This is a genomic window from Streptomyces nanshensis, from assembly GCF_001751255.1.
In the GTDB taxonomy this organism is placed as follows: domain Bacteria; phylum Actinomycetota; class Actinomycetes; order Streptomycetales; family Streptomycetaceae; genus Streptomyces; species Streptomyces nanshensis_A.
Window position 1 is genome coordinate 1 of record NZ_LJGW01000059.1, and the last position, 24,433, is coordinate 24,433.

Here is a 24,433-nt window from a genome sequence, read left to right on the forward strand (position 1 = left end):
CGCCCCCGGCGCCCGCCGGCACCCGGCTGGAGGCCCGGCGTGCGGCGCGTGCCCGGCGCGAGGGCCCGGCGATCATCGCGAGCCGCTTCCTGGGCGAGGTGTTCATATCGGCGGGNGATGCTGCTCTTCGTCGCGTACCAGCTCTGGTGGACGAACGTCCTGGCGGGCCAGGAGGCCGGCGGCGCCGCGCAGAGCCTCCAGGACCAGTGGGGCGACGGCGGGAAGAAGGGCAAGGCCGGGCTGGACCCGGAGCGCAGGGCGGACGACTTCGCGCCCGGCGAGGGCTTCGCGATCATCTATCTGCCGAAGCTGGACGTACGGGCCCCCATCGCCCAGGGCGTCTCCAAGCCCAAGGTGCTCGACAAGGGGCTCGTCGGGCACTACGACGCCCAGCCGTTCAAGACGGCGATGCCGTGGGACAAGAAGGGCAACTTCGCGCTCGCGGGACACCGCAACACCCATGGCGAGCCGTTCCGTTACATCAACCGGCTGGTCGCCGGGGACGAGATCGTGGTGGAGACGGCCACGAAGTTCTACACGTACAAGATGGCCAACCGGCTGCCGTCGACATCGCCCGCGAACACGAGCGTGATCGAACCCGTTCCACGAGGTTCCGGTTTTGAACGCCCGGGCCGCTACATCACGTTGACTACGTGCACACCTGAATTCACCTCGAAATACCGGCTCATCGTCTGGGGCAAAATGGTCGAGGAGCGTCCGCGGAGCAAGGGCAAGCCGGACGCTCTCGTCGAGTAGGGGACTGCAGGACGGGGCGGTAAAGCGGTGTCACAGACCAAACACGACCGGAGCGGGGGATCCGGCGTCACGTCGTCGAGCCCGCCGCCGCATCCGGCGTCCGAACGCGGACGCAGGGCCACCCGACGCCGCAGGATCTCCGCGCTGATCGGATGCCTCGGCGAACTCCTCATCACCGCGGGCGTCGTGCTCGCGCTGTTCGTCGCGTACTCGCTGTGGTGGACGAACGTGCTCGCCGAGCGCGACTCCAAGCAGGCGGGCGACAAGGTGCGCGAGAGCTGGCTGCGCGACCGTACGCCCGGCGCCCTCGACACCAAGGACGGCATCGGCTTCCTGCATGTGCCCTCGATGTCGCGCGAGGACGTGCTCGTGATGAAGGGCACCGACGCGCAGGAGCTCAACAAGGGCGCGGCGGGCTATTACACGAAGCCCGTCAAGTCCGGGATGCCGCAGGACCAGTCGGGCAACTTCGCCCTGGCCGCGCACCGGGACGGGCACGGAGCCAAGTTCCACCGGATCGACAAGATCGAGAAGGGCGACCCGGTCGTCTTCGAGACGAAGAACACCTGGTTCGTCTACAAGGTCTTCTCGATCCTGCCGCGCACCAGCAAGTACAACGTGGACGTGCTCGACCCGGTGCCGAAGGGCTCCGGGAAGAAGCACGAGGGGCGCTACATCACGCTGACCACGTGCACGCCCGTCTTCACCTCGAAGTACCGGTACGTGGTGTGGGGCGAGCTGGAGCGCACGGTCGACGTGGACGCGAAGCGCACTCCGCCGAAGGAACTGCGCTGATCCGAGGCGGAGTTCGGGTTCGGGAGGGAACCAGGGCGAACCGGCCCGGGGCCGGCCGCTGCGAACCCCCATCGCACACGCGAAGCGCCCCCGGCAGCAACTCGTGCTGCGCGGGGGCGCGTTCGTCTGCGACCGGGTCGGCTCCCGGGCTCAGGACCTGCCGTTGCCGCGGTTCGGCTGTCCGAAGGGACCGCCGAAGATCCCGTCGTCGCCGTCGGCACCGCCGTCGTCGCCCGGCTGTCCCGGCCTGGCGATGATGGTGACGGTGTCGCCCTTCTTGCCCTGGGTGTTGGCGGCCGGATTCGTCGTGACGACCGTGGCGTTGTTCTCGTCCGGTGCGCCCTGGACCTGGACCTGGAAGCCCGCGTCCTCCAGCGACTTGCGGGCGTCCTTGACGAGCTGGTCCGTGACGTCCGGGACGGTGGCGGGCTCGTCGTCCGGTGCCTTGGCCACGGTCAGCGTGACCTGCGAACCGGACTTGGCCTTCTGGTTCGCGCCCGGGTCCTGTGCGAGGACCTCGCCGGCGGCCTTGTCCGGAGCGTCCTGCTCCTTGCGTGCCACCTCGAAGCCGCGGTCCTCCAGGACCTTCTGCGCCGCGTCGAACTGCTGGCCCACGACGTTGGGCACGGCGGTGGTCTGCTCCTGGGCGACCGTCAGCACGACGGTCGACTTCTTCGGTGCCTTGCCGCCGCCGCCCGGGCTCTGCGTCAGCACGGTGCCCGGAGTCTCGTCCGACTCCTGGTTCTTGCGCTTGACGGTGAAGCCCGCGCTCTCCAGCTCCTGCTTGGCGTTGGGGAAGGTCTTCCCCTCCACGTCCGGGACGTCGACCGGCGCGGGGCCCTTGGACATCGCCAGCGTGACGGTCTCGCCCCGGTCGATCTTGGAGTCCTTCGGCGGGTCCGTCTCGCAGACCGTGTTCTTCTTCTCGTCGCAGAACTTGCTCTCGCCCTTGGTGACCTTGAAACCGGCGTTCTCACCGGCGGACTTGGCCTGCGAGTAGGTCTGCCCGGCGAGCGCCGGCACCTCGACGGTGTTGCCGGGGCCGTTGCCGAAGAGCGTCTTGCCGATGAAGATCGCCCCGACGAGGATGAAGATCGCGGCGAGTACGAGCAGGACCGTGGAGAGCTTGCTCCGGTTCTGCCGGCGCCTGCCGCCCCGGCCGTCGTCGTAGTAGCCGCCGTTGTCGTCCCGTACGGGCGGCATCATCGACGTCTGCGCGTCCTGTGCGCGCAGCGCGGTGGTGGGCTGGTCGTCCGGGTAGCCGCCGTAACCGACGGCGCCCATCGCCGCCGTGGCCGCCACGGGCTGACCGTCGAGGCACGCCTCGATGTCGGCGCGCATCTCGTCGGCGCTCTGGTAGCGGTAGTCCGGGTCCTTCACGAGGGCCTTCATGACGATCGCGTCCATGTCGGGCGAGATCTCGGGGTCGAAGGCCGACGGCGTCTGCGGATCCTCCCGTACGTGCTGGTACGCGACCGCGACGGGGGAGTCGCCGATGAACGGCGGGCGGTTGGTGAGCAGTTCGTAGATGAGACAGCCCGTGGAGTAGAGGTCCGAACGGGAGTCGACCTGCTCGCCCTTGGCCTGCTCCGGGGAGAGGTACTGGGCGGTGCCGATGACGGCGGCGGTCTGCGTCATCGTCATGCCGGAGTCGCCCATGGCCCGCGCGATGCCGAAGTCCATGACCTTGACCTGGCCGTTGCGCGTGAGCATCACGTTGGCGGGCTTGATGTCGCGGTGGACGATGCCGCTGCGGTGGGAGTACTCCAGGGCCTGCAGGATGCCGATGGACATCTCCATCGCGCGCTCGGGCAGCAGTTTCCGTCCGGAGTGCAGCAGTTCGCGGAGAGTGGAGCCGTCCACGTACTCCATGACGATGTACGGGATGGACACGCCGTCCACGTAGTCCTCGCCGGTGTCGTAGACAGCGACGATCGCCGGGTGGTTCAGCGATGCGGCCGACTGGGCCTCGCGGCGGAACCGGGCCTGGAACGACGGGTCACGAGCCAGGTCGACGCGGAGCGTCTTGACCGCGACTGTCCTGCCCAGGCGCGTGTCATGGGCGAGGTAGACCTCGGCCATGCCGCCGCGGCCGAGCACCGAGCCCAGCTCGTACCGGCCGCCGAGGCGACGCGGCTCTTCCATAGTCTCCAGCCCTCTCCGTTCGTCCGGGCCCGTATCTGACGTAGGGCACGGCGGTGTGCTGCTCGGGATACGGTACCCGCCCACTCGTGCGAGTCGGTCGTGACTGAGGTGACGGACGTCACCACCTGCGGTGCCGCCGTGGTGGTTTCGGCCACGGCGCCGAACGCCCCCGGGACGACTGCCGTTGCCCCGTGGACCGTCGTGACGCCGCGCGCCGTCCGCGTCACCGCTTGCCCTCGAGCACCGCGTTCATGACGTCCTTGGCGACGGGGGCGGCGAGCTTGCCGCCCGCGATGTCGCTGCGGAGCGTGTCCGAACCCTCGATGACGACGGCGACGGCGACGGGGATGTCTCCGTTGCTGTCCTTCGCGTATGAGATGAACCACGCGTAGGGGTTCTCGCTGTTGTTCTCGCCACGCTGGGCCGTGCCCGTCTTGCCGCCGACGGTGACGCCGGGGATCTGCGCGCTGGTTCCGGTGCCCTTCTGGACCACGGTCTCCATCGCCTGCTGGAGCTTCTGCGCGTTCTCGGAGGAGACCGGCCGGTCCAGTTCCGTCGGCTTGTGCTGCTCGACGACGTTGAGGTTCGGCGCCACGAGCTGGTCCACCATGTACGGCTTCATCAGGGCGCCGTTGTTGGCCACGGACGAGGCGACCATCGCCATCTGCAGCGGCGTCGCGCGGTTGCTGGCCTGGCCGATGCCGGCCATCGCGTTCTGCGGCCGGTTGTCCTTGGGGTAGACGCTCTCGGCGGCGCGGACCGGAGTGTCCAGCTCCTTGTTGTTGAAGCCGAACTTGTCCGCCGTCTCGATCATCTTCTTGTTGCCGATCTTGTTGCTCATCTGCGCGAAGACCGTGTTGCAGGAGTAGCGCAGGGCGTCGCGGACCGTGGCGTTCTTGCAGGGGATGTTGCCCTCGTTGCCGAGCTTGGTCTGCGAGTCCGGGAGCTTGTACGGATCGGGGCTGTCGGTCTGCTTGTCCAGGTCGTACTCGCCGCTCTCCAGACCCGCCGCCGCCGTGACGACCTTGAAGGTCGAGCCGGGCGGATAGGTCTGCCGCAGCGCCCTGTTGAGCATCGGCTCGTCCTCGTTCTTCTCCTTCTGCAGCTTCGACCACTCGTCGGTGTCGCCCTTGCCGTTGCCGGCGAAGCTGGACGGGTCGTACGAGGGGGTGCTCGCGAGGGCGAGGATGGCGCCGGTCTTGGGGTTTATCGCCGCGACCGCGCCCTTCTTGTCGCCGAGGCCCTGGTAAGCGGCCTTCTGCGCCTTGGCGTTGAGCGTCGTGACGACGTTGCCGCCCTTCTGCGGCTTGCCGGTGAGCATGTCGATGGTGCGGTTGAAGAAGAGGCGGTCGTCGTCACCGGTGAGGATGCCGTCGTTGAGGGCCTCCAACTGGTTCGCGCCGAAGGCCTGCGAGGCGTAGCCGGTCACCGGCGACCACATCGGGCCGTTCTTGTAGGTGCGCTTGTAGCGGAAGTCGCCGCTCTTGGTGTCGGCGGAGCCGGTGATCGCCTTGCCGTCGACGATGATGTTGCCGCGCGGCTGCGAGTACCGCGCGATGGCCACACGCCTGTTCTTCGGATCGGTCTTCAGCTCGTCGGCCTGTACGAGCTGGATCCAGTTGTCGCGTGCCAGCAGGGCCAGTACGAGCAGGCCGCAGAAGATCGCGATCCGGCGCAGTGGCTTGTTCACTGTGCATCACCTCGTACGGGGAGCCGGGTCACGTGCCTTGTCGGGTGCACGGACGGGGAGTTCGGGAACGTCACGGGCGGCACGGACTGCGCGGCCGTGCCGGTCCCCAGGGTCGCGACGGCCCTCGGGGCCGCGCCGGGCAGGGTCCTCATGGCCGGACCACCTGCGTCATCTCCGCGTCCGGTGAGGGCGCGGGAGCGGGCGCCGGACGTCGCGCCGTATCGCTGATCTTGAGCAGGATGGCCACGAGCGCCCAGTTGGCGATGACGGACGAACCGCCTTGTGCGAGGAAGGGCATCGTCATACCGGTGAGCGGGATGAGGCCCATCACACCGCCGGCGACGACGAAGACCTGGATGCCGAAGGCCGCGGAGAGGCCGACCGCGAGGAGCTTGCCGAACGGGTCGCGCGCCGCGAGCGAGGTGCGGATGCCGCGCTCCACGAGGAGCCCGTACAGCAGCAGCAGCGCCATCACACCGGTCAGGCCCAGCTCTTCGCCGACGGTGGCGAAGATGTAGTCGCTCTTGGCGGCGAAGCCGATGAGCCGGGAGAAGCCCTGTCCGAGCCCCGAGCCGAGCACGCCGCCCGAGCCGAAGGCCCACAGCGCCTGCGCCGGCTGCTCGGAACCGTTCTGGAACGCCTGCATCGGGTCGAGCCAGTCGTCGACGCGGCTCTGCACGTGCGGCTCGAAGCTCGCCACGGCCACGGCGCCCACGACGGTCAGTCCGAGCCCGAAGACGATCCAACTGGTGCGCTCCGTCGCGACGTAGAGCATCACGACGAACAGACCGAAGAAGAGCATCGAGGTGCCCAGGTCCGTCTCGAAGACGAGGATGAGGACCGACAGCGCCCAGATGACGAGGATGGGGCCCAGGTCGCGGCCGCGCGGCAGATACAGGCCCATGAAGCGGCGGCTGGCGAGCGCCAGGGCGTCCCGCTTGACCATCAGGTAGCCCGCGAAGAAGACCGCGATGATGATCTTCGCGAACTCCCCCGGCTGGAGCGAGCCGACGCCCGGGATCGTGATCCAGATCCGGGCGCCGAAGCGGGCCGGGAAGAAGACCGGGAGGATCAGCAGGATCAGCGCCGCCACCATCGAGATGTAGGTGTAGCGCTGCAGGACGCGGTGGTCCTTGAGGAAGACCAGGACGCCGACGAACAGGCCCACGCCGAGCGTCGACCACATGAGCTGCGTCGGTGCGGCGGCGCCGCCGGGCAGCGGTTCCAGGTCGAGCCGGTAGATCAGCACCAGGCCCATGCCGTTGAGCAGTGTGGCGATGGGCAGCATCAGCGGGTCCGCGTACGGCGCCCAGCGGCGTACGACGAGGTGCGCGACGCCCGCCAGCAGACACAGGCCCGCGCCGTAGCCGAGCATGCCCGCGGGCAGCGCGCCGTCCTTGGCGAGGCCGACGTTGGCGTACGCGAAGACCGGGATGAGCACGGCGAAGATCAGCATCGCCAGCTCGGTGTTCCGGCGGCTGGGGAGGCCCCCGGGGGAGACCGTCGTATTGCTGCCGGTGTTCGTCATGATGTTGCTGCTCATAGCTGCCGGAGCCCCCCTACGGCGCGGTGCACTGCTTGGCGAGCTGCTGCTGCTTCTCCGACAGCTTCGGGGTGGGCGACGGCGAAGGGGATCCGCTGCCCGGGTCCTTGCTGCCGGAGGCGCGGTCGGCAGTGCCGCCCGGCTTCTTGCCGTCGGCTTCGCCCTGCTTGTCCTGCTTGCTCTGCTCGTCCTTCTTCTTGCCCTCGTCGGCGGGGGGCTGGACGCGCTGCTCCGCGACGATCTGGCAGACCTTCGCCTGCTCCTCCAACTCGTCGGCCTTGTCCCGGGCTTCGCCCGAGCTGCTGGCGGCGATGGTGTCGCGGACCTGGTTGCGCTGGTAGCCGGGCAGGTACTTGAGTTCGACCCGGGGACGGTCCTGGTAGACCTCGTGCAGGCTGATGCCGGCCAGCTCCTGGCTGATGCCGCGGTAGAGCGCGATGTGGTCGTCGTTGGCGCCGACGTAGTACTGGGTCTGGGTCCAGCGGTAGCCGCCGTAGAGCCCGCCGCCGACGATGATCAGGATCATCGCGATCCACATCGAGCGCCGCAGCCACCTTCTGCCGCTGCGCGGTTTGACGAAGTCTTCCTCGGTGTACGCGCCGAAACTGCCCGCAGGCGCCGCCATGTTGCCGCTGCCCGGCGGGCCGAAGCCCTCGCTCCCCGCGCCCTGCGGGGGCACCGACTGGCCCGCGCTGCGCCCGAGTTCGGCGGCGCGCGCCGCGGGCGTGCCCATGGCGCCGACCCCGCCCAGCGGTGTCTGGGACTCGGCGACGGCGCCGACGACGACCGGGGTGTCGTTCAACTGCCCGCCCAGGGCGTCGTCTTCGTCTACGTCGACGACGTCCGCCACGATGCACGTGATGTTGTCGGGACCGCCGCCGCGCAGCGCGAGCTGGATCAGCTCCTGCACCGTCTCGTGCGGGCCCTGGTAGCTGGCGAGCGCTTCCTCGATGGTCTGCGGGCTGACGACGGTCGGCAGACCGTCGGAGCAGATGAGATAGCGGTCGCCCGCCCGGACTTCCCTGATGGACAGGTCCGGTTCGACGTGGTCGCCGCTGCCCAGCGCGCGCATCAGCAGCGAGCGCTGCGGGTGGGTGGTGGCCTCTTCCTCGGTGATGCGTCCCTCGTCGACGAGCTTCTGCACCCAGGTGTGGTCCTGGGTGATCTGCGTGAGCTGTCCGTCGCGGAGCAGATACGCACGCGAGTCGCCGACGTGGACGAGGCCGAGCCGGCGGCCCGTCCACAGCAGGGCGGTGAGCGTGGTGCCCATGCCCTCGAGTTGGGGGTCCTCCTCGACCATGACGCGGAGTTGGTCGTTGGCGCGCTGCACGGCGACGCCGAGGGAGGTGAGGATGTCGGAGCCGGGGATGTCCTCGTCGAGCTGGACGATGGTGGAGATCACCTCGGAGCTGGCGACCTCGCCGGCCGCCTGCCCGCCCATGCCGTCGGCGACCGCCAGCAGGCGCGGTCCCGCGTACCCGGAGTCCTCGTTGTGGTCCCGGATCATGCCGTCGTGAGACCCGGCGGCGAAACGCAGTGACAGACTCATGCGCACCTCGCCCGTCGGCTCCGGATACATCCGCACGGTGCCCACCCTCCGGTCGTCATGATCTGTAACTACTTCCGCAGCTCGATGACCGTCTTGCCGATACGGATCGGCGCTCCGGGCTGGATCGGCGTCGGAGTGGTGAGTCGGGTCCGGTCGAGATAGGTGCCGTTGGTGGACCCGAGATCCTCGACGATCCACTGGCCGTCACGGTCCGGGTAGATCCTGGCATGCCTGCTGGAGGCGTAGTCGTCATCCAGCACGATTGTGGAGTCGTGAGCACGGCCCAGCGTGATGGTCTGCCCCTGGAGCGCGACGGTCGTCCCGGTCAACGACCCTTCTGTGACGACGAGTTTGCTCGGTGCGTTCCGTCCGCCGCCGCGCCGGCCCCCCTGCTGACGCGGAGGCGACTGACGCTGCTGCGGCCGCTGGCCTTCGGCCCTGCGGGCGGCGCGCTGCGTCACGCGCGTACCGAACAGATCGCTGCGGATGACCTGCACGGCCACGATGACGAACAGCCACAGTACGGCGAGAAAACCCAGCCGCATGACCGTGAGGGTCAGCTCTGACATGCCCCCGCTTCACCCTTCGGCTTGCCGGTAAATGATCGTGGTGCTGCCCACGACGATGCGTGAGCCGTCGCGGAGCGTAGCGCGAGTGGTGTGCTGCCCGTCCACCACGATGCCGTTCGTCGATCCGAGATCCTGGATCGACGAGGGGTCCCCGGCGCGGATCTCGCAGTGGCGGCGCGAGACTCCGGGGTCGTCGACGCGCACGTCGGCCTCGGTGCTGCGGCCGAGGACGAGCGTGGGGCGGGAGATCTGATGGCGGTTGCCGTTGATCTCGATCCAGCGCCGCGTCTCGGCGCGGGGCATCGCACCGCCGCCGGCGCCGGGAGCGTATCCGGGCGGCGGTCCTGCCGGCATCGGCGGTGCGCCCGCCGGGCCGGGGCCGGGCGGGTAACCGCCTTGGCCGCCGTAGGCGTTGCCGGGTGCGGAGGAGGCGCGGTGGGGCTGCTGCTGCGAGGCGCTGGAGGCGAGGGTGCGGCTGCGTACGCGGTAGAGCCCGGTGTCGAGTTCGTCCGCCTTCTCCAGGTGCACCTTGACGGAGCCCATGAAGGTGTAGCGCTGCTGCTTCGCGTACTCGCGTACCATTCCGGCCAGTTCGTCGCCGAGCTGGCCGGAGTAGGGGCTGAGGCGCTCGTAGTCGGGGGCGCTCAGTTCGACGATGAAGTCGTTGGGGACCACGGTCCGCTCGCGGTTCCAGATCGTCGCGTTGTTGTCGCACTCGCGCTGGAGCGCGCCCGCGATCTCCACGGGCTGGACCTCGGACTTGAACACCTTCGCGAAGGTGCCGTTGACCAGACCCTCAAGCCGCTGCTCGAAGCGCTTCAGAACTCCCACGTTGCACCTCCTTCCCAGATGCCCTCGGCTCTAGTGCGCCGCCCGGTGTGCCCGTGGGGCGCGCGAGCTGTGTTGGTACGTCGGTCCGGTACTGCTTACTGATCGTATCCACGCGCGAGGAAATCGGGTGGTTCCCCTCTGGGCCCCGCGGGAGGAGTGTCACCTCTCACACCCTCCCGATCCCTCGCCTTCGCCGTCACACCCTCGCATGGATCGCGGCGTCCCCGAAGCCAGTGTCCCGTAGTTGCGCGTGCGCCTGCGGGCGGCGCTACGGATGTGAAGCCACCGCGGCCAGCGTGCTAATCTTTCCGACGTCGGCAGGCGCCTGCGAAGGAGCCCGCCGAACGCCTCTCCGCTCAGGCGGGGAGCACCCGATGCGCGGGTGGCGGAATAGGCAGACGCGCTGGATTCAGGTTCCAGTGTCCGAAAGGACGTGGGGGTTCAACTCCCCCCTCGCGCACAGAGAGACACCGATGAGACGGGTCTCCGCCGGTGACGGAAGTCGCGGCGGGGGCCCGTTTCTCGTGGGCGGACACCGCGGCGGTCCCGGCAGGACGCCCGTCCGTGCCGCCGGTGAAGTCCCCGGCGGCGGGCCCTGTTTGATGATCTTCGGCTGTGGCGCGTGGAGTTGATCACGTTCGGGGCGGGACGCCGGTCGCCGAGCGGTCCGGGGGTGCGGCGGCCGGCGGGGGTGCGCCGGCGTGGGAGCCGTGTGTGACGGCGGGCGTACGCAGCGCATCCGCGTCCCGGTCTTCCGGCTGCCTGCCGGGACAAGTCGGCGGATCCGCCGGGGAGTTGGGCGGGCGGCATCCCAACGGCCCTGCGGAGGCGCCGCGTACGGGTCGCTGCCGTACCGGTCGCGGGACCGGTCGACGCCCTGAGCCCGGCGAGACCAGGGATGCCGGTGAGGCCGGGGGCCGACCGGCGGGACCGTCTCCGGTCCGGCCGCTCTCGCATGGCGAAGGACCCGCTGCAGTGCTCTTCTGGAACTGCAAGGCTCTTCTGGAACTGCAAGCCTCCGGCCGCGTGCGAGCGGCCGCCCCGGCCCGCGAGCGCGACCGAGAGGGTGAGGACGGGTGGAGCAGCGAGTCGTCGTCGGTGTGGACGGGTCCGATCCCGGCTGGCGGGCCGTGGACTGGGCGGCGGACGAGGCGGTCCGGCACGGCCTCTCCCTGCACGTCGTGCACGCCACTCGCTGGGAGAGATACGAGAACGTCGCCAACCTCGGCCTCGACCGCCCCTCCGCCCGCGTCATGGCCGAGAACATCGTCGCGACCGCCGAGCGCCGTGCGGCGGTGGGCCGCCCGGACCTCAAGGTGACCGGCGAGACCCGGGCCATGGACTCGGTCGAGGCGCTGGTCGAGGAGGGACGCTCGGCGTACGCGGTGGTGGTCGGAACCCGTGGGCACGGGGCGCTCGCCGGGGCGCTTCTGGGCTCCGTGAGCCTCGGCGTCGCGGGCCGGGCGACCTGTCCGACGGTCGTCGTACGGGACACGGCGGCGGACCCCGCGGAGGCGCAGCACACGGTGGTGCTGGGAGTGGACGACACGGTCGGCTCGCCCGCGGTCTCCTTCGCCTTCCGTGAGGCGGCCGCGCGCGGCTGCGAGCTGCACGCCGTCCACGCCTGGCGGCTGCCGAGCGACGTCGAGCCCGAGGGCCCCGACCGCGAGGCGGCGGTCCGCAGGGCCGACGCGATGGTCGACCAGATGCTGCGGGACGCGACGGCCCGGTACCCCGAGGTGGCCGTGCACCGCGACTCGGTGGAGGGCTCCGCGCAGCACGTCCTGGTGGAGGCGGCCGCGCGGGCGGATCTGCTGGTGGTGGGCGCCCGCGGACGGCACGGCAGGGTCGGACTCGAACTCGGACTGATCAGCCACGCCGCGCTGCACCACGCTCCCTGTCCCGTGGCCGTCGTACCTCACGACTAGCGCTCGTACGGGGTACGAGGACGGGCGGTGCCCGGACCCCCGCGTGCCGGACGTGTGATGCGGCGGCGGGCACGTCCCCGGGTTCCCGGGCCGTGCCCGCGGGCCGCATTAGGTTGGCCGCCCGGAACCCGGCGGCGGCGACCTGGCAGGTGCGATGAGCGACGACGTCCCCTCTCCTTCCGGCTCTCCCCTCGGCTCACCCGTCACCGTGGACCCCCGCGAACCGCTGTCGCGGCTGCGCCGGGAACTGGACACCGGGGACGAGGGACTCTCCGCCCGTGAGGCCGCCAGACGTCTCGCGGTGTACGGGGCCAACGAGGTCCGCCGTGAGCGGCACGGCTGGTTCGGCCGGGAGCTGGCGCGTCAACTGGTGCATCCGCTGGCGCTGTTGCTGTGGGGCGCGGGGGCGCTGGCCCTCGTCGCGGGAACCTCCGTGCTGGCGGAGGCCATCGTGGCCGTCATCCTGCTGAACGCCGGCTTCGCGCTCGTACAGGAACGTCACGCCGAGCGCGCGGTGGAGGCGCTGGCCGGGTATCTCCCGGACCGGGCCCATGTCGTACGGGACGGTGCGACCCGGGCGGTCCCCGCCGCAGAGCTGGTACCGGGCGACCTGGTCGTGCTGGAGGAGGGCGACCGGGTCCCCGCGGACGCGCGGCTGACCGACGGCGCGCTGGAAGTGGATCTGTCGATGCTCACCGGGGAGTCCGCCCCCGCGGAGCGGCTGGCGGGCGCGGCGCAGGAAGAGCTGCCGCCGCTGCGGGAGTCCAACCTCGTCTTCAGCGGCACCACGTGCGTCGGCGGCCAGGCGCGTGCGGTCGTCTTCGCGACCGGCGTGCACACCGAACTCGGACGCATCGCGGCGCTCAGCCAGCGGACCAAGCGCGAGGAGAGCCCGCTGGAACGGCAGGTCAAGGGAGTCGCCTGGCTGATCGCGGCGGTGGCGGTCGGCATGGGCGCGGCCTTCCTCGCGGTCGGCGTGGCCGCCGGTCTGCCGGTGACCGACGCCCTGACGTTCGCCATCGGGCTGCTGGTCGCGAACGTGCCCGAGGGGCTGCTGCCGACGATCACGCTCGCACTGGCGCTGGGCGTACGGCTGCTGGCCCGCAGCGGTGCCGTGGTCAAGCGGCTCAGCGCGGTGGAGACGCTGGGCTCGACGAACGTCATCTGCACGGACAAGACCGGGACGCTGACGCAGAACCGGATGACTCTGCGCTCGGTGTGGACGCCCGAGGGCGGCGAGCGGAGCGGACCGGCGACCGGTGCGCCGGCCGAGGCCATGGTCGAGTGCACCACCGTCACCGTCGGGGAGGACGGCTCGCTGCACGGGGACCCGACGGAGGTCGCGCTCGTCGAGGCCGCCGTACGACCGGGCGTCGGGACGGGCACGGAAGACGCGGGCACGGAGGCGGAGTTGGCGGAGCGGGACGCGCGGCGGCGGGCCCTCTTCCGGTTCGATCCGCGCCTCCGGCTGATGTCCACCGTCTCCGAGCACGACGGGGGCCTGGTCGTCAGCGTCAAGGGAGCCCCGGAGGCGGTGCTCGCACGCCTCGCGAAGAGCGAGGACGGGGGCGGGCGCGGGCGCGACGGCGAGGGCGGTGCGGACACCGGGGCCGACCAGGGAGCGGCCGTCGAGGACGCCGTGAGCCGGATGACCGCTGCGGGGCTGCGGGTGCTGGCCGTCGCCGCACGCGAACTCCCGCCCGGCACCCCCGTACCGCGGCAGCGCGAGGACGCCGAGATGGAGCTGCGTCTGCTGGGCCTCGTCGGGCTGTACGACCCGCCGCGTGCCGAGGCCGCCGGTGCCGTGCGCCGCTGCCACGAGGCGGGACTGCGGGTGCACGTCGTCACCGGCGACAACGGGGGCACGGCCTCGGCGGTCGCCCGCGATGTGGGCATCGGAGAACCGGAGTTGAGGGTCGTCGACGACGGCGGCGCGGTGACCGACCAGGACCTGGACGAGCTGCTGAGGGCCGACTGCGAGATCGTCTTCGCCCGTTCGTCGCCCGAGACCAAGCTGCGCGTGGCCGACGCCCTGCGGGCGCACGGTCAGATCGTCGCGATGACGGGGGACGGCGTGAACGACGCCCCCGCGCTGCATCGCGCGCACATCGGCGTCGCGATGGGCAGGTCCGGTACGGACGTGGCCCGTGAGGCGTCCACCATGGTGCTGACCGACGACGACTTCGCGACCATCGTCACCGCCGTCGAATCCGGGCGGCGCGTCTACGAGAACGTACGCAAGTTCATCGTCTACATCTTCGCCCACGCCGTGCCCGAGGTCGTCCCGTTCCTGGTCTTCGCCCTGTCCGGCGGGACCGTACCGCTGCCGCTGACCGTGCTGCAGATCCTCGCCGTCGACCTCGGTACGGAGACGCTTCCCGCGCTCGCCCTCGGCCGGGAGCCCGCCGAGCCCGGGCTGATGAACAGGCCGCCGCGGCGCAGCGGTCAGGGCGTCATCACCAAGGACATGCTCGTCCGCGCGTGGGGATATCTCGGCCTGGTCTCGGCGGCGCTGGTGATGGGCGCCTTCTTCTACGTGCTGTGGCGGGCCGGTTGGCACCCCGGCGATCCGACGGGTCCCGGAAGCGGTCTGCACGAGGCATATCTGACGGCGACCACGGCCACCTTCGCCGGCATCGTGATGTGCCAGATCGGGACCGCCCTCGCGGCACGTACCGAGCACGCGTCGCTGCGGCAGGTCGGTCTGTTCACCAATCCGCTGCTCCTCGCCGGCATCGCCTTCGAGCTCGTGTTCACGGCGGCGCTGGTCTGGTTGCCGCCGCTGCAGCACATCTTCGGCACCGCCGCGCTTCCCGGCGACGCGGTCGCGCTGATCGCGACGTTCCCGGTCGTGGTCTGGGGCACCGACGAACTGCGGCGCAGGCACCGCAGGCACCGCAGGACCTGCCGGTACGCCGCCGCGGCCGGCGGCTGACGCCATGGGCCGAAGGACGTCCCGTACGGCGTCCCGTATGGCGTCGGGTCGTAGGGCTCACCTTGTGAGCGCGGCCCGTATACCGTCAGCACCGCCCGGCCGCCGGGCGTCCGCCCTCTCCGGTACCGCGTCAAGTCGGCGCCGCGCGACGGACGTTGCGACCTCCGCGTCGCGGGACGGCAGCCGTGGGACGGACGGGGTCGCTGCGAAACCGAGGAGATCCGGATGCGAAGAGTGCGCGCACAGCTCGCCGCGGTGGCGGTCGTGAGCCTCGCCCTGCCCGCGACGCCCGCGCTGGCCCAGCAGCCCGGCGCCGGCTGCACCGACGGCTCGGTGCAACTGACCGTCGAGGAACGGCGGTTGGACGGTCCCGTACCGCAGGAGATCCTGCGCCGCTCCGGATTCGGCTCCGTGGCACCGGACTTCACCCGCGCCCTGTGCCGTACGCACTCCTACCGCGAGGCGCGGACGGTGGTGACGCGGCAGGGACAGCGGCTGTGGCAGCGCGCCGTGGACCGGGTGCAGGGGCGCGGTCCGGCGGGCGGCGACCTGGACCGCGCGGACGACCGGCCCCTGTACTGGGCGCGGTTGGGGATGACCGGCGCGCTGCGGCAGTGGCGCCCCGGCTTCGGGCTCTCCGAGGCTCAACGCTCGGCGCTGCGGGACCAGTTGGAGCGCACCTCGCGCGGCCACGACACCGTCGACTTCCCCGGCGGCACGCAACGGCCGGGCGGGAGCGCGAAGTCCGGCGGTACGGAGGAGTCCGGCGGTACGGCGAAGGACGTCAGGCGCGTACTGGTCACCGGCTTCGACCCGTTCACGCTGGACGAGGACATCCGCATCAGCAATCCGTCGGGTGCGGGCGCGCTGGCGCTGGACGGCACGGTGCTGCGTACGGAGAAGGGCCCCGTACGGATCGAGACGGCCCTCTTCCCCGTCCGCTGGGGGGACTTCGCCCACGGCACGGTCGAGAAGGCGCTGCGGCCGCATCTGCCGGAGGTGGACATGTTCGCCACGGTCAGCCAGGGCCGGCCCGGCCGGTTCGACGTCGAGCGCTACAACGGTGCCTGGCGGGGGACCTTCCCCGACAACGAGAACGTCTCCGCCCCCGGCACCGTCCCGGTCCCCGGCGACGCCGCCCAGCCCCAGTGGACGGCCACGACGCTGCCGTACAAGGCCGTCACCTCCGCCCTGACGGGCCGCTTCCCGGTGCAGGACCACACGGAGGTCGTCGAGATCCCGGCGGGCGCGAGCGAGCCGGTGACGCGCCCGGACGGCCCGACCGAGGGCTCCACCGCGCGCGAGGGCGGCGGCGGTGACTACCTGTCCAACGAGATCGCCTACCGCGCGACGCTGCTGCGCGACCGGCTCGGGCTGACGATTCCGGGCGGCCATGTCCACACGCCCGTCCTGGAGTTCGGCGAGGACAACGCCGACCCGGACACGGGCACGGTCACCGATCCGCAGTTCCTCGACAACCGGCGGGACATCGTCCGCCAGCTCCGCTCGATCCTCCGGGTCGCGGCCGGGCAGTGACGTCGGCCGGGCTGCCGCCCGGCAGCGATTCCGGCCGGGCTGCCGCCCGGCAGTGACCCCGCCCGTACGCCAACCCCGCCCAGGGCCCGCACCGAGCCGTCATGCGGCAGCGGTCCGTACCGCCCTCGTCACTCCGTGGCGAGGGCGATCTCGGTCGACTTGATCAGTGCGGTGACCGCCGAACCGGCCGCGAGACCCAGCTCCGTGGCCGAGTCCCGTGTGATGGCGGCGGTCAGGTCGCCGCCCTCGATGTCGATCCTCACCCGTGCCATGGCCGGACCCAGGGCGACGTCGGTGACCGTACCGGCGAGCTGGTTGCGGATGCTCACGCCCCGCACCGGCCCGGTGGCCAGCGAGACCTCCGTCGACTTGACCAGGGCCCGTACGGACGTGCCCTCCGCGAGCCCCAACTCCCGTACGGCGTCCAGGGTGATCGCCGAGGTGACGGGCTGGCCGCCGGCGAGGCGGACCGTCACCGTCGCCATCGCCTCGCCGGGGTTGACGCCCGTGACCGTGCCGGACAGTCGGTTGCGGATGCTCAGGGCCATACGGATCACCTCGTGGGACGTGTGCGCGGGAGGCGGAGGCAGCGATGCCGGATTCGCCGGATTTGTCGGCAACCCTATGCGGGACCGTCCGTACGGCGCCCGCGCGAGCTGCTCCCCTCGGCGGGCGGAGGCGTCGACGAGTGCGACGCGATGTCTCGAATCGGGTCGCATTTGCCGGTGGAAGGCATTCGTTGTCTTGCAGATGCGAGTTCGTCCCGCTTACCTTGCGCGCATGCAGAGCTACACGATCGGTCAGGCCGCGCGCCTTCTCGGCGTCAGTCCCGATACCGCGCGCCGCTGGGCGGACGCCGGGCGGGTCGCCACCCACCGCGACGAGGGGGGCCGCCGTCTCATCGACGGGAAGGACCTGGCCGCCTTCTCCGTCGAGGTGGGACAGGGCGGCATCGGCGAAGACGAGGTCTCCTACACCTCCGCCCGCAACGCCTTCCCCGGCATCGTGACCGCCGTCAAGGTCGGCGACGTCGCGGCGCAGGTGGAGATCCAGGCCGGCCCGCACCGGCTCGTTTCGCTGCTGACGCGGGAGGCCGTCGAGGAGTTGGGCCTGGAGGTCGGCATGCAGGCCGTGGCCCGGGTGAAGTCCACCAACGTGCACATCGACCGCACCTGAGCACCGCCGGCCGCGGTCTGCCGGCCGCGGTCCGTCGGCCGCGCTCGGCCGGCCGCGCTCCACGTCCGCAGCCGCGGCGTGCCCGTCCCGCTCTGCGTCCCCTACGCCAAGGAGTCCCGACGTCATGTCATCCACGGTCACCCCGCGACGTACCGCCGCCGCGCTCGTCGCCGCCGCCCTGCTGCTCCCGCTGACCGCGTGCGGCGGCGATGAGAAGGGCGGCGGCGAGGGCGGATCGAGCAGTGCGCCGAAGGCCAACCTGACGGTCCTGGCCGCCTCTTCGCTCACCGACGTCTTCAAGAGCGCCGGCAAGGCGTACGAGAAGGAGCACCCGGGCACGAAGGTGAAGTTCTCCTTCGCCGGTTCGCAGGAGCTCGCCGCCCAGGTCAAGCAGGGAGCGCCCGCCGACGCGCTGGTCACCGCCGACACCAAGACCATGGACGGGCTGAAGTCCGACACCGGCACTCCGACCGTCATCGCCAAGAACCGCCTGGTCATCGCCACCGGCAAGGACAACCCGGAGAAGATCGAGAACCTCAAGGACCTCGCGGACCCGAAGCTGAAGGTCGTGCTCGCCGCTCCCGAGGTGCCCGTCGGCCGCTACAGCCGCGAGGTCCTGGACAAGCAGAAGCTCAAGGTCAAGCCGGTCTCGCAGGAGGCCAACGTCCGCGCGGTGCTGAGCAAGGTGCAGTTGGGCGAGGCGGACGCGGGCATCGTCTACAAGACCGACGCCGCGACCGTTCCCGGCAAGGTCGACGCGATCACGATCCCGGACGACGAGAACGCCGTCGCCTCCTACCCGGCCGCCACGCTCAAGGCGTCGAAGAACTCCAAGGCGGCTGCCGCCTTCGTGAAGTGGCTCAGCACTCCGGAGGCGCAGAAGATGCTGCGGGACGCGGGCTTCCAGAAGCCGTAACCGGGCCACGGCGCACCACCGCACCGCACCACCGCACCGCAGTACCCACTGCACAGCACCACCGCACGGCACCCGTACGGGGCCGCCCGCCGGACGTCAGCTCCGCCGGGCGGCCCCGGTCTGCCGACTGCCGGTCGAACCAGCCGTCGCCCGGCCCGCAGCCCCCGACTCCCCAGCCTGGACACGCCGATGAGCCGCCGCCGCGCACCCGGAACCCGTACGCCGATCGCCCTCGCGGTGCCCGCGCTGCTCGCCATCGGCTTTCTGCTGCTGCCGCTGCTCGGCATCCTCGCCCGTACGGACTGGGCGGGACTGGGCGCGCACTTGACCAGCCCCGCGGTCACGCAGGCGCTGCGTCTGTCGCTCATGGTCTCCTTCGCGGCGCTCGGGCTCTCCCTCGTCCTCGGCGTACCGCTGGCCTGGCTGCTGGCCCGGGTCGACTTCCCCGGCAAGGCCCTGGTGCGCTCCCTGGTCCTGCTGCCGATGGTGCTGCCGCCGACCGTCGGCGGTGTCGCGCTGCTGCTGGGATTCGGCCGCCGCGGACTCCTCGGCCCGTGGCTGGAGGACGAGTTGGGCATCGTCCTGCCGTTCAACACCTCCGGCGCGGTCGTCGCCGCGACCTTCGTCGCCATGCCGTTCCTGGTGATCAGCCTGGAGGGCACGCTCGCGGGGCTCCGGCCGAGTTACGAGGAGACCGCGGCCTCCCTCGGTGCCTCGCCGGTACGGGTGTTCTGCACCGTCACGCTTCCGCTGGTCGCCCCCGGGCTGGCCGCCGGGTCGGCGCTCACCTGGGCGCGGGCGCTCGGCGAGTTCGGCGCGACCATCACCTTCGCCGGGAACCTCCCCGGCACCACCCAGACCCTCCCGCTCCAGGTCTATCTGCTGTTGCAGGACCAGCCGGAGGCCGCGACCTCCGTCTCCCTGCTGCTGCTCGCCGTCGCCCTGGCCGTCCTCGTGGGGCTGCGCGGGCGCTGGACCGGGAGCGGGACCGCGGGCGACCGCTCCGTACGGAAGGGACGGCGGGCCGGGAAGGGACCCGAAGAGCCCGCGGGGCGCGAGGAGTTCGCGGAGTTGGCGGATTTCGCGGAGCCCGTCGGGCCGGAGCCGCGTACGGACGCCGATGAGGCCGCCGGGTCCGCCGGGTCCGCCGGGTCCGGGGCGTCCGCCGCGTCCGCGAAGCCGTCCGCACCCCAGCAGTGGTCGCGGGAGTGCCCTCTCCACGCGGAGGTCACCGGCTTCAACGACGTCACGCTCGACGCCCCGGGCGGCACCACCATCGCCGTCGTCGGCCCCAACGGGGCGGGGAAGACGACCCTGTTGCGGGCTTTGCTCGGCCTCACCCCGCGCGCCCACGCCCGTCTGCGGCTCGGCGAGACGGACGTGACGCCGCTGCCGCCGCACCGCCGCGGCGTCGCATGGGTACCCCAGGACGGAGCCCTCTTCCCGCATCTCACGGCGCTCGCCAACACCGCGTACGGTCTGCGGGCCGCCCGCGTGAGCCGTACGGAGGCGCGCCGCGCCGCCCAGGAGTGGCTGGAGCGGCTCGGGGTGGGCCATCTCTCCCGCCGCAGGCCCGCACAGCTCTCCGGCGGCCAGGCCCAACGCGTCGCGCTCGCACGGGCGTTGGCCGCCCGCCCCCGGCTGCTTCTGCTCGACGAGCCGCTCGCCGCGCTCGACCAGACCACCCGCGCCCGGGTCCGCCACACCCTGCGCACCCATCTCGCGGACTTCGGCGGCGTCTGCCTGCTGGTCACCCACGATCCGGTGGAGGCGATCTCGCTGGGCGACCGCGTCCTCGTCCTCGACGACGGCCGGACCCTGCAGGACGACACCCCGGGCGAGGTCTCCCGGCATCCGCGCTCCCCCTGGGTGGCCCGGATGCTGGGCCGCAACGCCTGGTCCGGTACGGCCACTTCGCAGGGCACGCTCGCGCTGTCCGGCGGCGGCACCCTCGTCGTCGCCGACCCGGTGGCGGAGGGCGCGCAGGCGCTGGCGGTCATCGCACCCGAGGCCGTCTCGCTGCACCGCGAACGGCCCGCCGGGAGCCCCCGTAACAACTGGCCCGGCACCGTACGGGAGATCACCGCCGTCGGCAGCCGGCTGCGCGTGGTCGTCGCCTCGGACCACGTCCCGGCACTGGTCGCGGAGATCACGCCGCAGGCGGCGAGCGAACTGGGGCTCGCCGAGGGCAGCCCGGTGTGGACGAGCGTCAAGGCCACCGAGGTCACCCTCGTCACGCCGTAGGGACGGGGACGCCGGACGGTCGGCCTGCGCGAGCCCGTACGCGGGTCAGGCCGCCGCGGTGAGCCGTGCCGCGAGCGCCTTGCCGCGCGCCTCGGCCAGCTCGTGCGCCTTGGCCCGCGAGACCTCGGCGAGTTCGATCAGCGACTCCATGCCGGGGGTGGCGGGGGCGAGCGTCAGTTCCGGGACGACGAACTCCAGCTCCAGACCCATGGCCTCGCCGAGCACCTTGCCGAGGTAGTTCTGCACGAACTCCCAGTGCTCGCGCGGCGTTCCGGGCCCGTAGCCGCCGCCGCGGCTGGCCACGACCACGGTCGGGGTGCCCGCGGCGGACGGGGAATCGGAGCCGGCGGTGCGGCCCTGGAGGATCACCTGGTCCAGCCACGCCTTGAGCGTCGAGGGGACCGTGAAGTTGTACATGGGGGCGCCGATCAACACGGCGTCCGCTTCCTCCAGTTCACGGGCCAGCCGGTCGCGGAGCGCGTACGCCGCCGCCTGCTCCGGGGTGTGGGTCTCCGGCGGCGCGAAGCCCGCGGAGGCGGCCACGCCGTCCAGGTGCGGCAGCGGGTCGGCGGCCAGGTCGCGGTGGACGACGGTGCCGTCCGGGTGCTCGGCCTCCCACGCCGTGCGGAAGGACGCCGCGACGTCGCGCGAGACGGAGCGTTCCTGCGGGAAGAGGGACGAGTCGAGGTGCAGCAGTGTGGCCATGGGGGGCAGCTCCTTGGAGTGCGTAAGGAGATTGTCGTTCGTTCGCACCTATTGATAACACAGCTACTTACTTTTTTTCATCCCCTTGTGTGGGCGCAGTACCCTTGAGCCATGGCAGAGCCCCGGGAACGGACGCAGCAGGAGGGGGCGCTCGGCGCCGCCGGCGGGTGCAGCGAACCCGAGACCGGGATCACGCGCGTCTTCCAGGTGCTGGGCAAGCGCTGGACGGGACTCGTCCTCGCGGCACTGATGAACGGGCCGGGACACTTCGCGCAGATCCGCCGCGCGGTCCCCGGGATCAGCGAGCGGATGCTCTCCGACCGGCTGACGGAGCTGGCGTCGCTGGGCCTCGTCGTACGGACCGTCGAAGAGGGCCCGCCGCTGCGGGTCAGCTACACGCTCACGGAGACGGGGCTCGCGCTGCGGCCCGCGATGGCGGAGCTGACGCGGTGGGCGGATGAGCACCTTCCGGGCGAAGCGCCCAACTGTCCCGAGGAGTTCAGGGCCTGATCCCGACGGGCGCGCTGGGAACGCCCCGGAGGGCTTCCGTAGGGTGGGCCCGATGACAGCGAACCCGGAAGCGGAAGCCGAAGAGCCGGAGCAGCGCCCGGAGCCCTCCGAGGGGGCCGGTGCGGGCTCCGGCGGAGCCGACGGAGCCGCGGATTCCGCCGGGGACGACGGCGGTGACGGCGGTGACGTCGGTGACGGCGGTGACGGCGGCGGTGAGGCCGGGGGATCCGACGCCGGAACCGAGCGCCTGGAGAAGGCGGTACGGGCCGCCGAGACCGCCCTCATCGAGTACGAGATCGCGGTGGAGACCTTCCGCGTCGAGATCGAGAACTTCTCCCGCCTGCACCACCAGCGCCTCGGCCCGATGTACACGCGACTCGACGAACTGGACGCCTCGATCCTCGAGGTGAAGGCGGCGATCAGCGGCGACGCCGACGATCTGCGCAAGGCGCAGGAGGCACGGGCCGCGGTGCTGCCGATGCCCCGCGTCGAGGAGCTCTTCCACGGCTGGATCGACTCCGAGGGCATGCCGCCCGAGGCCACTGCGATGCTCACCGGGCAGAGCGTGCAGCCGCCCAGCCGCGTACGTCCCAGCGAGGAGGCGCGCAAGGCCTACCGCGAGCTGGTGCGCAAGGCGCACCCCGATCTGGCCCAGGAGGCCGGGGAGCGGCAGCGCCGCGAGGAGTTCCTCGTACGCGTCAACAAGGCGTATGCGGAAGGCGATGCGGACGCCCTGCGCGACCTGCTGGAGGAGTGGACGAACGGGCCGCGCGAACCGGAACCGGAACCGGAGGTGCCGCACAGCGAACTGCTCTACGCCCGTCTGGAGTGGCTGGCGGAGCGCAAGGAGGTGCTGTCGGCGATGGTCGCGGAGATGGAGCAGAGCGCGATCGGCGCGATGCTGCGCATGGCGCCGGACGACCCGGACGCCCTGCTGGAGGAGATCGCCGAACAGCTCCTGCAGCAAGTGGCCGACCGCGAGAGCGAGTTGGCGCGGCTCATCGCGCAGCGGGACGCGGGAGGCACCGCGGAGACGCGGGACGCCGGCGGAGGAGACGCGGCGGGGGCCGGCGATGCCGCCACCGCCGGTACGGAAGAGAACTGAGGAGAGCGTTCGTCATGGAGTCCGGTCAGTTGCCACAGGTCGATGTCGCCTCGGTGTCCTCCGACGCGCTGTTGCTCGACGTCCGCGAGGACGACGAGTGGAAGGCGGGCCGCGCGGAGGGCGCGCTGCACATCCCGATGAGCGAATTCGTCGCCAGGATCGGCGAGTTGACGGAGCGCGCCGGTGCGGACGAGCGCGTGTACGTGATGTGCCGGGTCGGCGGCCGGTCCGCCCAGGTCACGCAGTATCTGCGGCAGCAGGGCGTGGACGCCGTCAACGTCGACGGGGGCATGCTCGCCTGGGAGGCGGCCGGACGTCCGCTGACCGCCGACGGCGAGAACGCATACGTGCTCTGAGCCGCCCGGTACGGCATGGCTGCTCAGCAGACCGGCGGCCCGCCGTCAGCCGTCGAAGTCCACCTCCACCGCCGCGGACACCGGACGGGACTGGCAGGCCAGCACATAGCCCGCCTCCAACTCGTCCGTCTCCAGGGCGTAGTTGCGCTCCATGCGCACCTCGCCGGAGACCAGCCGTACCCGGCAGGTGCCGCACACCCCGCCCTTGCACGCGAAGGGTGCGTCCGCACGGTGGCGCAGCACCGTCTCCAGCACGGACTCGCCGTCGTCCATCGGCCAGCAGCCGGAGCGGCCGTCGAGGTTGGCGGTGACGGTGGCCGTTTGCGAACCGCCGCCCGGTGTATGCGGACGCGTCTCGGCCGGAGCCGACGGCGCCTCCGTGACATGGAAGATCTCCTGGTGGATACGGGCACGCGGCACCCCGAGGCCGCGCAGCGCACGCGACGCCTCCTCGACCAGGCCGAGCGGACCGCACAGATACCAGCCGTCCACGTCCGGCACGGACAGCAGCGAGGGCAGCAGGGCGCCGAGCCGCTCCTCGTCCAGCCGTCCGCTGGGCAGCCCGCTCTGCTGCTCCTCGCGGGAGAGCACCGTCACGAGGTGAAAGCGGCCGGGGAAGCGGTCCTTGAGGTCGGCGACCTCCTCCAGGAACATCGTCGAGGCCGCCGACCTGTCGCTCCGTACGAGGCAGAAGCGCGCCTCGGGTTCACGCGTGAGCAGCGTGGCGGCGATGGAGAGCACCGGTGTGATGCCGCTGCCGCCCACGACTGCCGCGAAGCGGCCGGGCCGCGGTTCGAGGACGAAGCGCCCGGCGGGCGGCAGCACGTCCACGGTGTCTCCGGCCCGCAGCTCCTTCACCGCGTAGCTGGAGAAGTCGCCGCCCTCGACGCCGCGTATCCCGACGCGCAGCTCCGCGGGCTCGTCGCTCGCGGGGGCGCAGAGCGAGTACGTACGCCGTACCTCGGTGGCCGCGGTGAGGCCGTCCGCGCCGGGGCGGTGCCGGCGCAGCGCGATGTGCTGGCCCGGCTTGTAGCCGTAGAGCGGGCGCAGTTCGGGCGGCACGGCGAAGGTGAGGGCGACCGAGTCGTCCGTGAGGGGCTCCACGGCGGTGACGCGCAGCGGATGGAAGGTGCTCACGGCGCCC

At 71.5% G+C, this 24,433-nt stretch carries 19 protein-coding genes, 1 tRNA gene and 1 pseudogene; 12 read left to right on the forward strand and 9 right to left on the reverse strand.

The window, feature by feature from the left end; all coding sequences use genetic code 11:
• Positions 1–756, forward strand: a pseudogene (locus tag AN218_RS02965) (class E sortase); the annotation flags it as partial.
• A gap of 27 nt (positions 757–783) precedes the next feature.
• Complete coding sequence (locus tag AN218_RS02970) at positions 784–1,551, forward strand: class E sortase (protein WP_070015020.1); 768 nt, start codon at positions 784–786, stop codon at positions 1,549–1,551.
• A 150-nt stretch (positions 1,552–1,701) separates the two neighbouring features.
• Here the strand turns inward: AN218_RS02970 and pknB are convergent, their stop codons facing one another.
• The 6 genes from pknB to AN218_RS03000 all read right to left on the reverse strand — a co-directional run bounded on the left by pknB (position 1,702) and on the right by AN218_RS03000 (position 9,878).
• A complete protein-coding gene (gene pknB, locus AN218_RS02975) occupies positions 1,702–3,696 on the reverse strand; it encodes a Stk1 family PASTA domain-containing Ser/Thr kinase (protein WP_070015021.1) in 1,995 nt (664 codons plus the stop codon).
• A gap of 223 nt (positions 3,697–3,919) precedes the next feature.
• The gene (locus AN218_RS02980) at positions 3,920–5,386 is read right to left on the reverse strand and encodes a peptidoglycan D,D-transpeptidase FtsI family protein (protein ID WP_070015024.1); all 1,467 of its coding nucleotides are present in this window, start codon (positions 5,384–5,386) and stop codon (positions 3,920–3,922) included.
• 148 nt (positions 5,387–5,534) lie between these two features.
• Positions 5,535–6,929 (reverse strand): FtsW/RodA/SpoVE family cell cycle protein, encoded by a 1,395-nt coding sequence (locus tag AN218_RS02985; RefSeq protein WP_070015026.1) that lies wholly within the window; start codon positions 6,927–6,929, stop codon positions 5,535–5,537.
• Between the two features lie 16 nt (positions 6,930–6,945).
• Positions 6,946–8,523 (reverse strand): PP2C family protein-serine/threonine phosphatase, encoded by a 1,578-nt coding sequence (locus AN218_RS02990; protein WP_070015028.1) that lies wholly within the window; start codon positions 8,521–8,523, stop codon positions 6,946–6,948.
• A gap of 23 nt (positions 8,524–8,546) precedes the next feature.
• The gene (locus AN218_RS02995) at positions 8,547–9,047 is read right to left on the reverse strand and encodes an FHA domain-containing protein FhaB/FipA (protein ID WP_070015030.1); all 501 of its coding nucleotides are present in this window, start codon (positions 9,045–9,047) and stop codon (positions 8,547–8,549) included.
• A gap of 9 nt (positions 9,048–9,056) precedes the next feature.
• Positions 9,057–9,878, reverse strand: a complete 822-nt coding sequence (locus AN218_RS03000) for an FhaA domain-containing protein (protein ID WP_070015032.1) — start codon at positions 9,876–9,878, stop codon at positions 9,057–9,059.
• Positions 9,879–10,254: 376 nt separating this feature from the next.
• Between AN218_RS03000 and AN218_RS03005 the strand changes: the two genes are divergently transcribed.
• From AN218_RS03005 to AN218_RS03020, 4 genes are all read left to right on the forward strand, one after another.
• Positions 10,255–10,338: transfer RNA gene (locus tag AN218_RS03005), tRNA-Leu, on the forward strand.
• Between the two features lie 616 nt (positions 10,339–10,954).
• Positions 10,955–11,806, forward strand: coding sequence for a universal stress protein (locus AN218_RS03010; RefSeq protein WP_070015034.1), 852 nt, complete (start codon positions 10,955–10,957; stop codon positions 11,804–11,806).
• A 154-nt stretch (positions 11,807–11,960) separates the two neighbouring features.
• Positions 11,961–14,741, forward strand: coding sequence for a cation-translocating P-type ATPase (locus AN218_RS03015; RefSeq protein WP_070015036.1), 2,781 nt, complete (start codon positions 11,961–11,963; stop codon positions 14,739–14,741).
• Positions 14,742–14,966: 225 nt separating this feature from the next.
• Complete coding sequence (locus AN218_RS03020) at positions 14,967–16,277, forward strand: pyroglutamyl-peptidase I (protein ID WP_070015038.1); 1,311 nt, start codon at positions 14,967–14,969, stop codon at positions 16,275–16,277.
• A 128-nt stretch (positions 16,278–16,405) separates the two neighbouring features.
• Here AN218_RS03020 and AN218_RS03025 read toward each other — a convergent pair whose 3' ends face one another.
• Positions 16,406–16,825, reverse strand: a complete 420-nt coding sequence (locus tag AN218_RS03025; protein WP_070015040.1) for a TOBE domain-containing protein — start codon at positions 16,823–16,825, stop codon at positions 16,406–16,408.
• Between the two features lie 232 nt (positions 16,826–17,057).
• Between AN218_RS03025 and AN218_RS03030 the strand changes: the two genes are divergently transcribed.
• The 3 genes from AN218_RS03030 (at position 17,058) to AN218_RS03040 (ending at position 20,613) form a co-directional block, all read left to right on the forward strand.
• Positions 17,058–17,453 carry a TOBE domain-containing protein gene (locus AN218_RS03030; RefSeq protein WP_070015042.1) on the forward strand — a complete coding sequence of 132 codons (396 nt, stop codon included), beginning with the start codon at positions 17,058–17,060 and terminating at the stop codon, positions 17,451–17,453.
• Between the two features lie 124 nt (positions 17,454–17,577).
• Positions 17,578–18,369, forward strand: a complete 792-nt coding sequence (gene modA, locus AN218_RS03035) for a molybdate ABC transporter substrate-binding protein (RefSeq protein WP_070015044.1) — start codon at positions 17,578–17,580, stop codon at positions 18,367–18,369.
• Between the two features lie 189 nt (positions 18,370–18,558).
• The gene (locus AN218_RS03040; RefSeq protein ID WP_070015045.1) at positions 18,559–20,613 is read left to right on the forward strand and encodes an ABC transporter permease; all 2,055 of its coding nucleotides are present in this window, start codon (positions 18,559–18,561) and stop codon (positions 20,611–20,613) included.
• A 45-nt stretch (positions 20,614–20,658) separates the two neighbouring features.
• Here AN218_RS03040 and AN218_RS03045 read toward each other — a convergent pair whose 3' ends face one another.
• Positions 20,659–21,318, reverse strand: coding sequence for an FMN-dependent NADH-azoreductase (locus tag AN218_RS03045; RefSeq protein ID WP_070015046.1), 660 nt, complete (start codon positions 21,316–21,318; stop codon positions 20,659–20,661).
• Positions 21,319–21,429: 111 nt separating this feature from the next.
• On the opposite strand from AN218_RS03045, the gene AN218_RS03050 reads away from it, so the two are divergent.
• From AN218_RS03050 to AN218_RS03060, 3 genes are read left to right on the forward strand one after another with little or no spacing between them, the layout of a single operon-like run.
• Entirely contained in the window at positions 21,430–21,828 is a 399-nt protein-coding gene (locus AN218_RS03050; RefSeq protein ID WP_070015047.1) for a winged helix-turn-helix transcriptional regulator, read from the forward strand.
• A gap of 52 nt (positions 21,829–21,880) precedes the next feature.
• Complete coding sequence (locus tag AN218_RS03055; protein WP_244900227.1) at positions 21,881–22,933, forward strand: hypothetical protein; 1,053 nt, start codon at positions 21,881–21,883, stop codon at positions 22,931–22,933.
• 14 nt (positions 22,934–22,947) lie between these two features.
• Positions 22,948–23,289: a rhodanese-like domain-containing protein gene (locus AN218_RS03060; RefSeq protein ID WP_070015049.1), complete on the forward strand. Its 342-nt coding sequence runs from the start codon at positions 22,948–22,950 to the stop codon at positions 23,287–23,289.
• A gap of 45 nt (positions 23,290–23,334) precedes the next feature.
• Here AN218_RS03060 and AN218_RS03065 read toward each other — a convergent pair whose 3' ends face one another.
• Positions 23,335–24,426, reverse strand: coding sequence for a 2Fe-2S iron-sulfur cluster-binding protein (locus AN218_RS03065; protein ID WP_070015051.1), 1,092 nt, complete (start codon positions 24,424–24,426; stop codon positions 23,335–23,337).
• Positions 24,427–24,433 lie beyond the last annotated feature (7 nt).

What these genes read in the sequence shown, in the direction of transcription:
- pknB (WP_070015021.1), bottom strand. Translation starts at nt 3,696, where the DNA reads ATGGAAGAGCCGCGTCGCCTCGGCGGCCGGTACGAGCTGGGCTCGGTG.
- AN218_RS03045 (WP_070015046.1), bottom strand. Translation starts at nt 21,318, where the DNA reads ATGGCCACACTGCTGCACCTCGACTCGTCCCTCTTCCCGCAGGAACGC.
- AN218_RS02985 (WP_070015026.1), bottom strand. Translation starts at nt 6,929, where the DNA reads ATGAGCAGCAACATCATGACGAACACCGGCAGCAATACGACGGTCTCC.
- AN218_RS03025 (WP_070015040.1), bottom strand. Translation starts at nt 16,825, where the DNA reads ATGGCCCTGAGCATCCGCAACCGACTGTCCGGCACGGTCACGGGCGTC.
- AN218_RS03015 (WP_070015036.1), top strand. Translation starts at nt 11,961, where the DNA reads ATGAGCGACGACGTCCCCTCTCCTTCCGGCTCTCCCCTCGGCTCACCC.
- AN218_RS03050 (WP_070015047.1), top strand. Translation starts at nt 21,430, where the DNA reads ATGGCAGAGCCCCGGGAACGGACGCAGCAGGAGGGGGCGCTCGGCGCC.
- AN218_RS03040 (WP_070015045.1), top strand. Translation starts at nt 18,559, where the DNA reads ATGAGCCGCCGCCGCGCACCCGGAACCCGTACGCCGATCGCCCTCGCG.
- AN218_RS03060 (WP_070015049.1), top strand. Translation starts at nt 22,948, where the DNA reads ATGGAGTCCGGTCAGTTGCCACAGGTCGATGTCGCCTCGGTGTCCTCC.
- AN218_RS02995 (WP_070015030.1), bottom strand. Translation starts at nt 9,047, where the DNA reads ATGTCAGAGCTGACCCTCACGGTCATGCGGCTGGGTTTTCTCGCCGTA.
- modA (WP_070015044.1), top strand. Translation starts at nt 17,578, where the DNA reads ATGTCATCCACGGTCACCCCGCGACGTACCGCCGCCGCGCTCGTCGCC.
- AN218_RS03030 (WP_070015042.1), top strand. Translation starts at nt 17,058, where the DNA reads ATGCAGAGCTACACGATCGGTCAGGCCGCGCGCCTTCTCGGCGTCAGT.
- AN218_RS03020 (WP_070015038.1), top strand. Translation starts at nt 14,967, where the DNA reads ATGCGAAGAGTGCGCGCACAGCTCGCCGCGGTGGCGGTCGTGAGCCTC.
- AN218_RS03055 (WP_244900227.1), top strand. Translation starts at nt 21,881, where the DNA reads ATGACAGCGAACCCGGAAGCGGAAGCCGAAGAGCCGGAGCAGCGCCCG.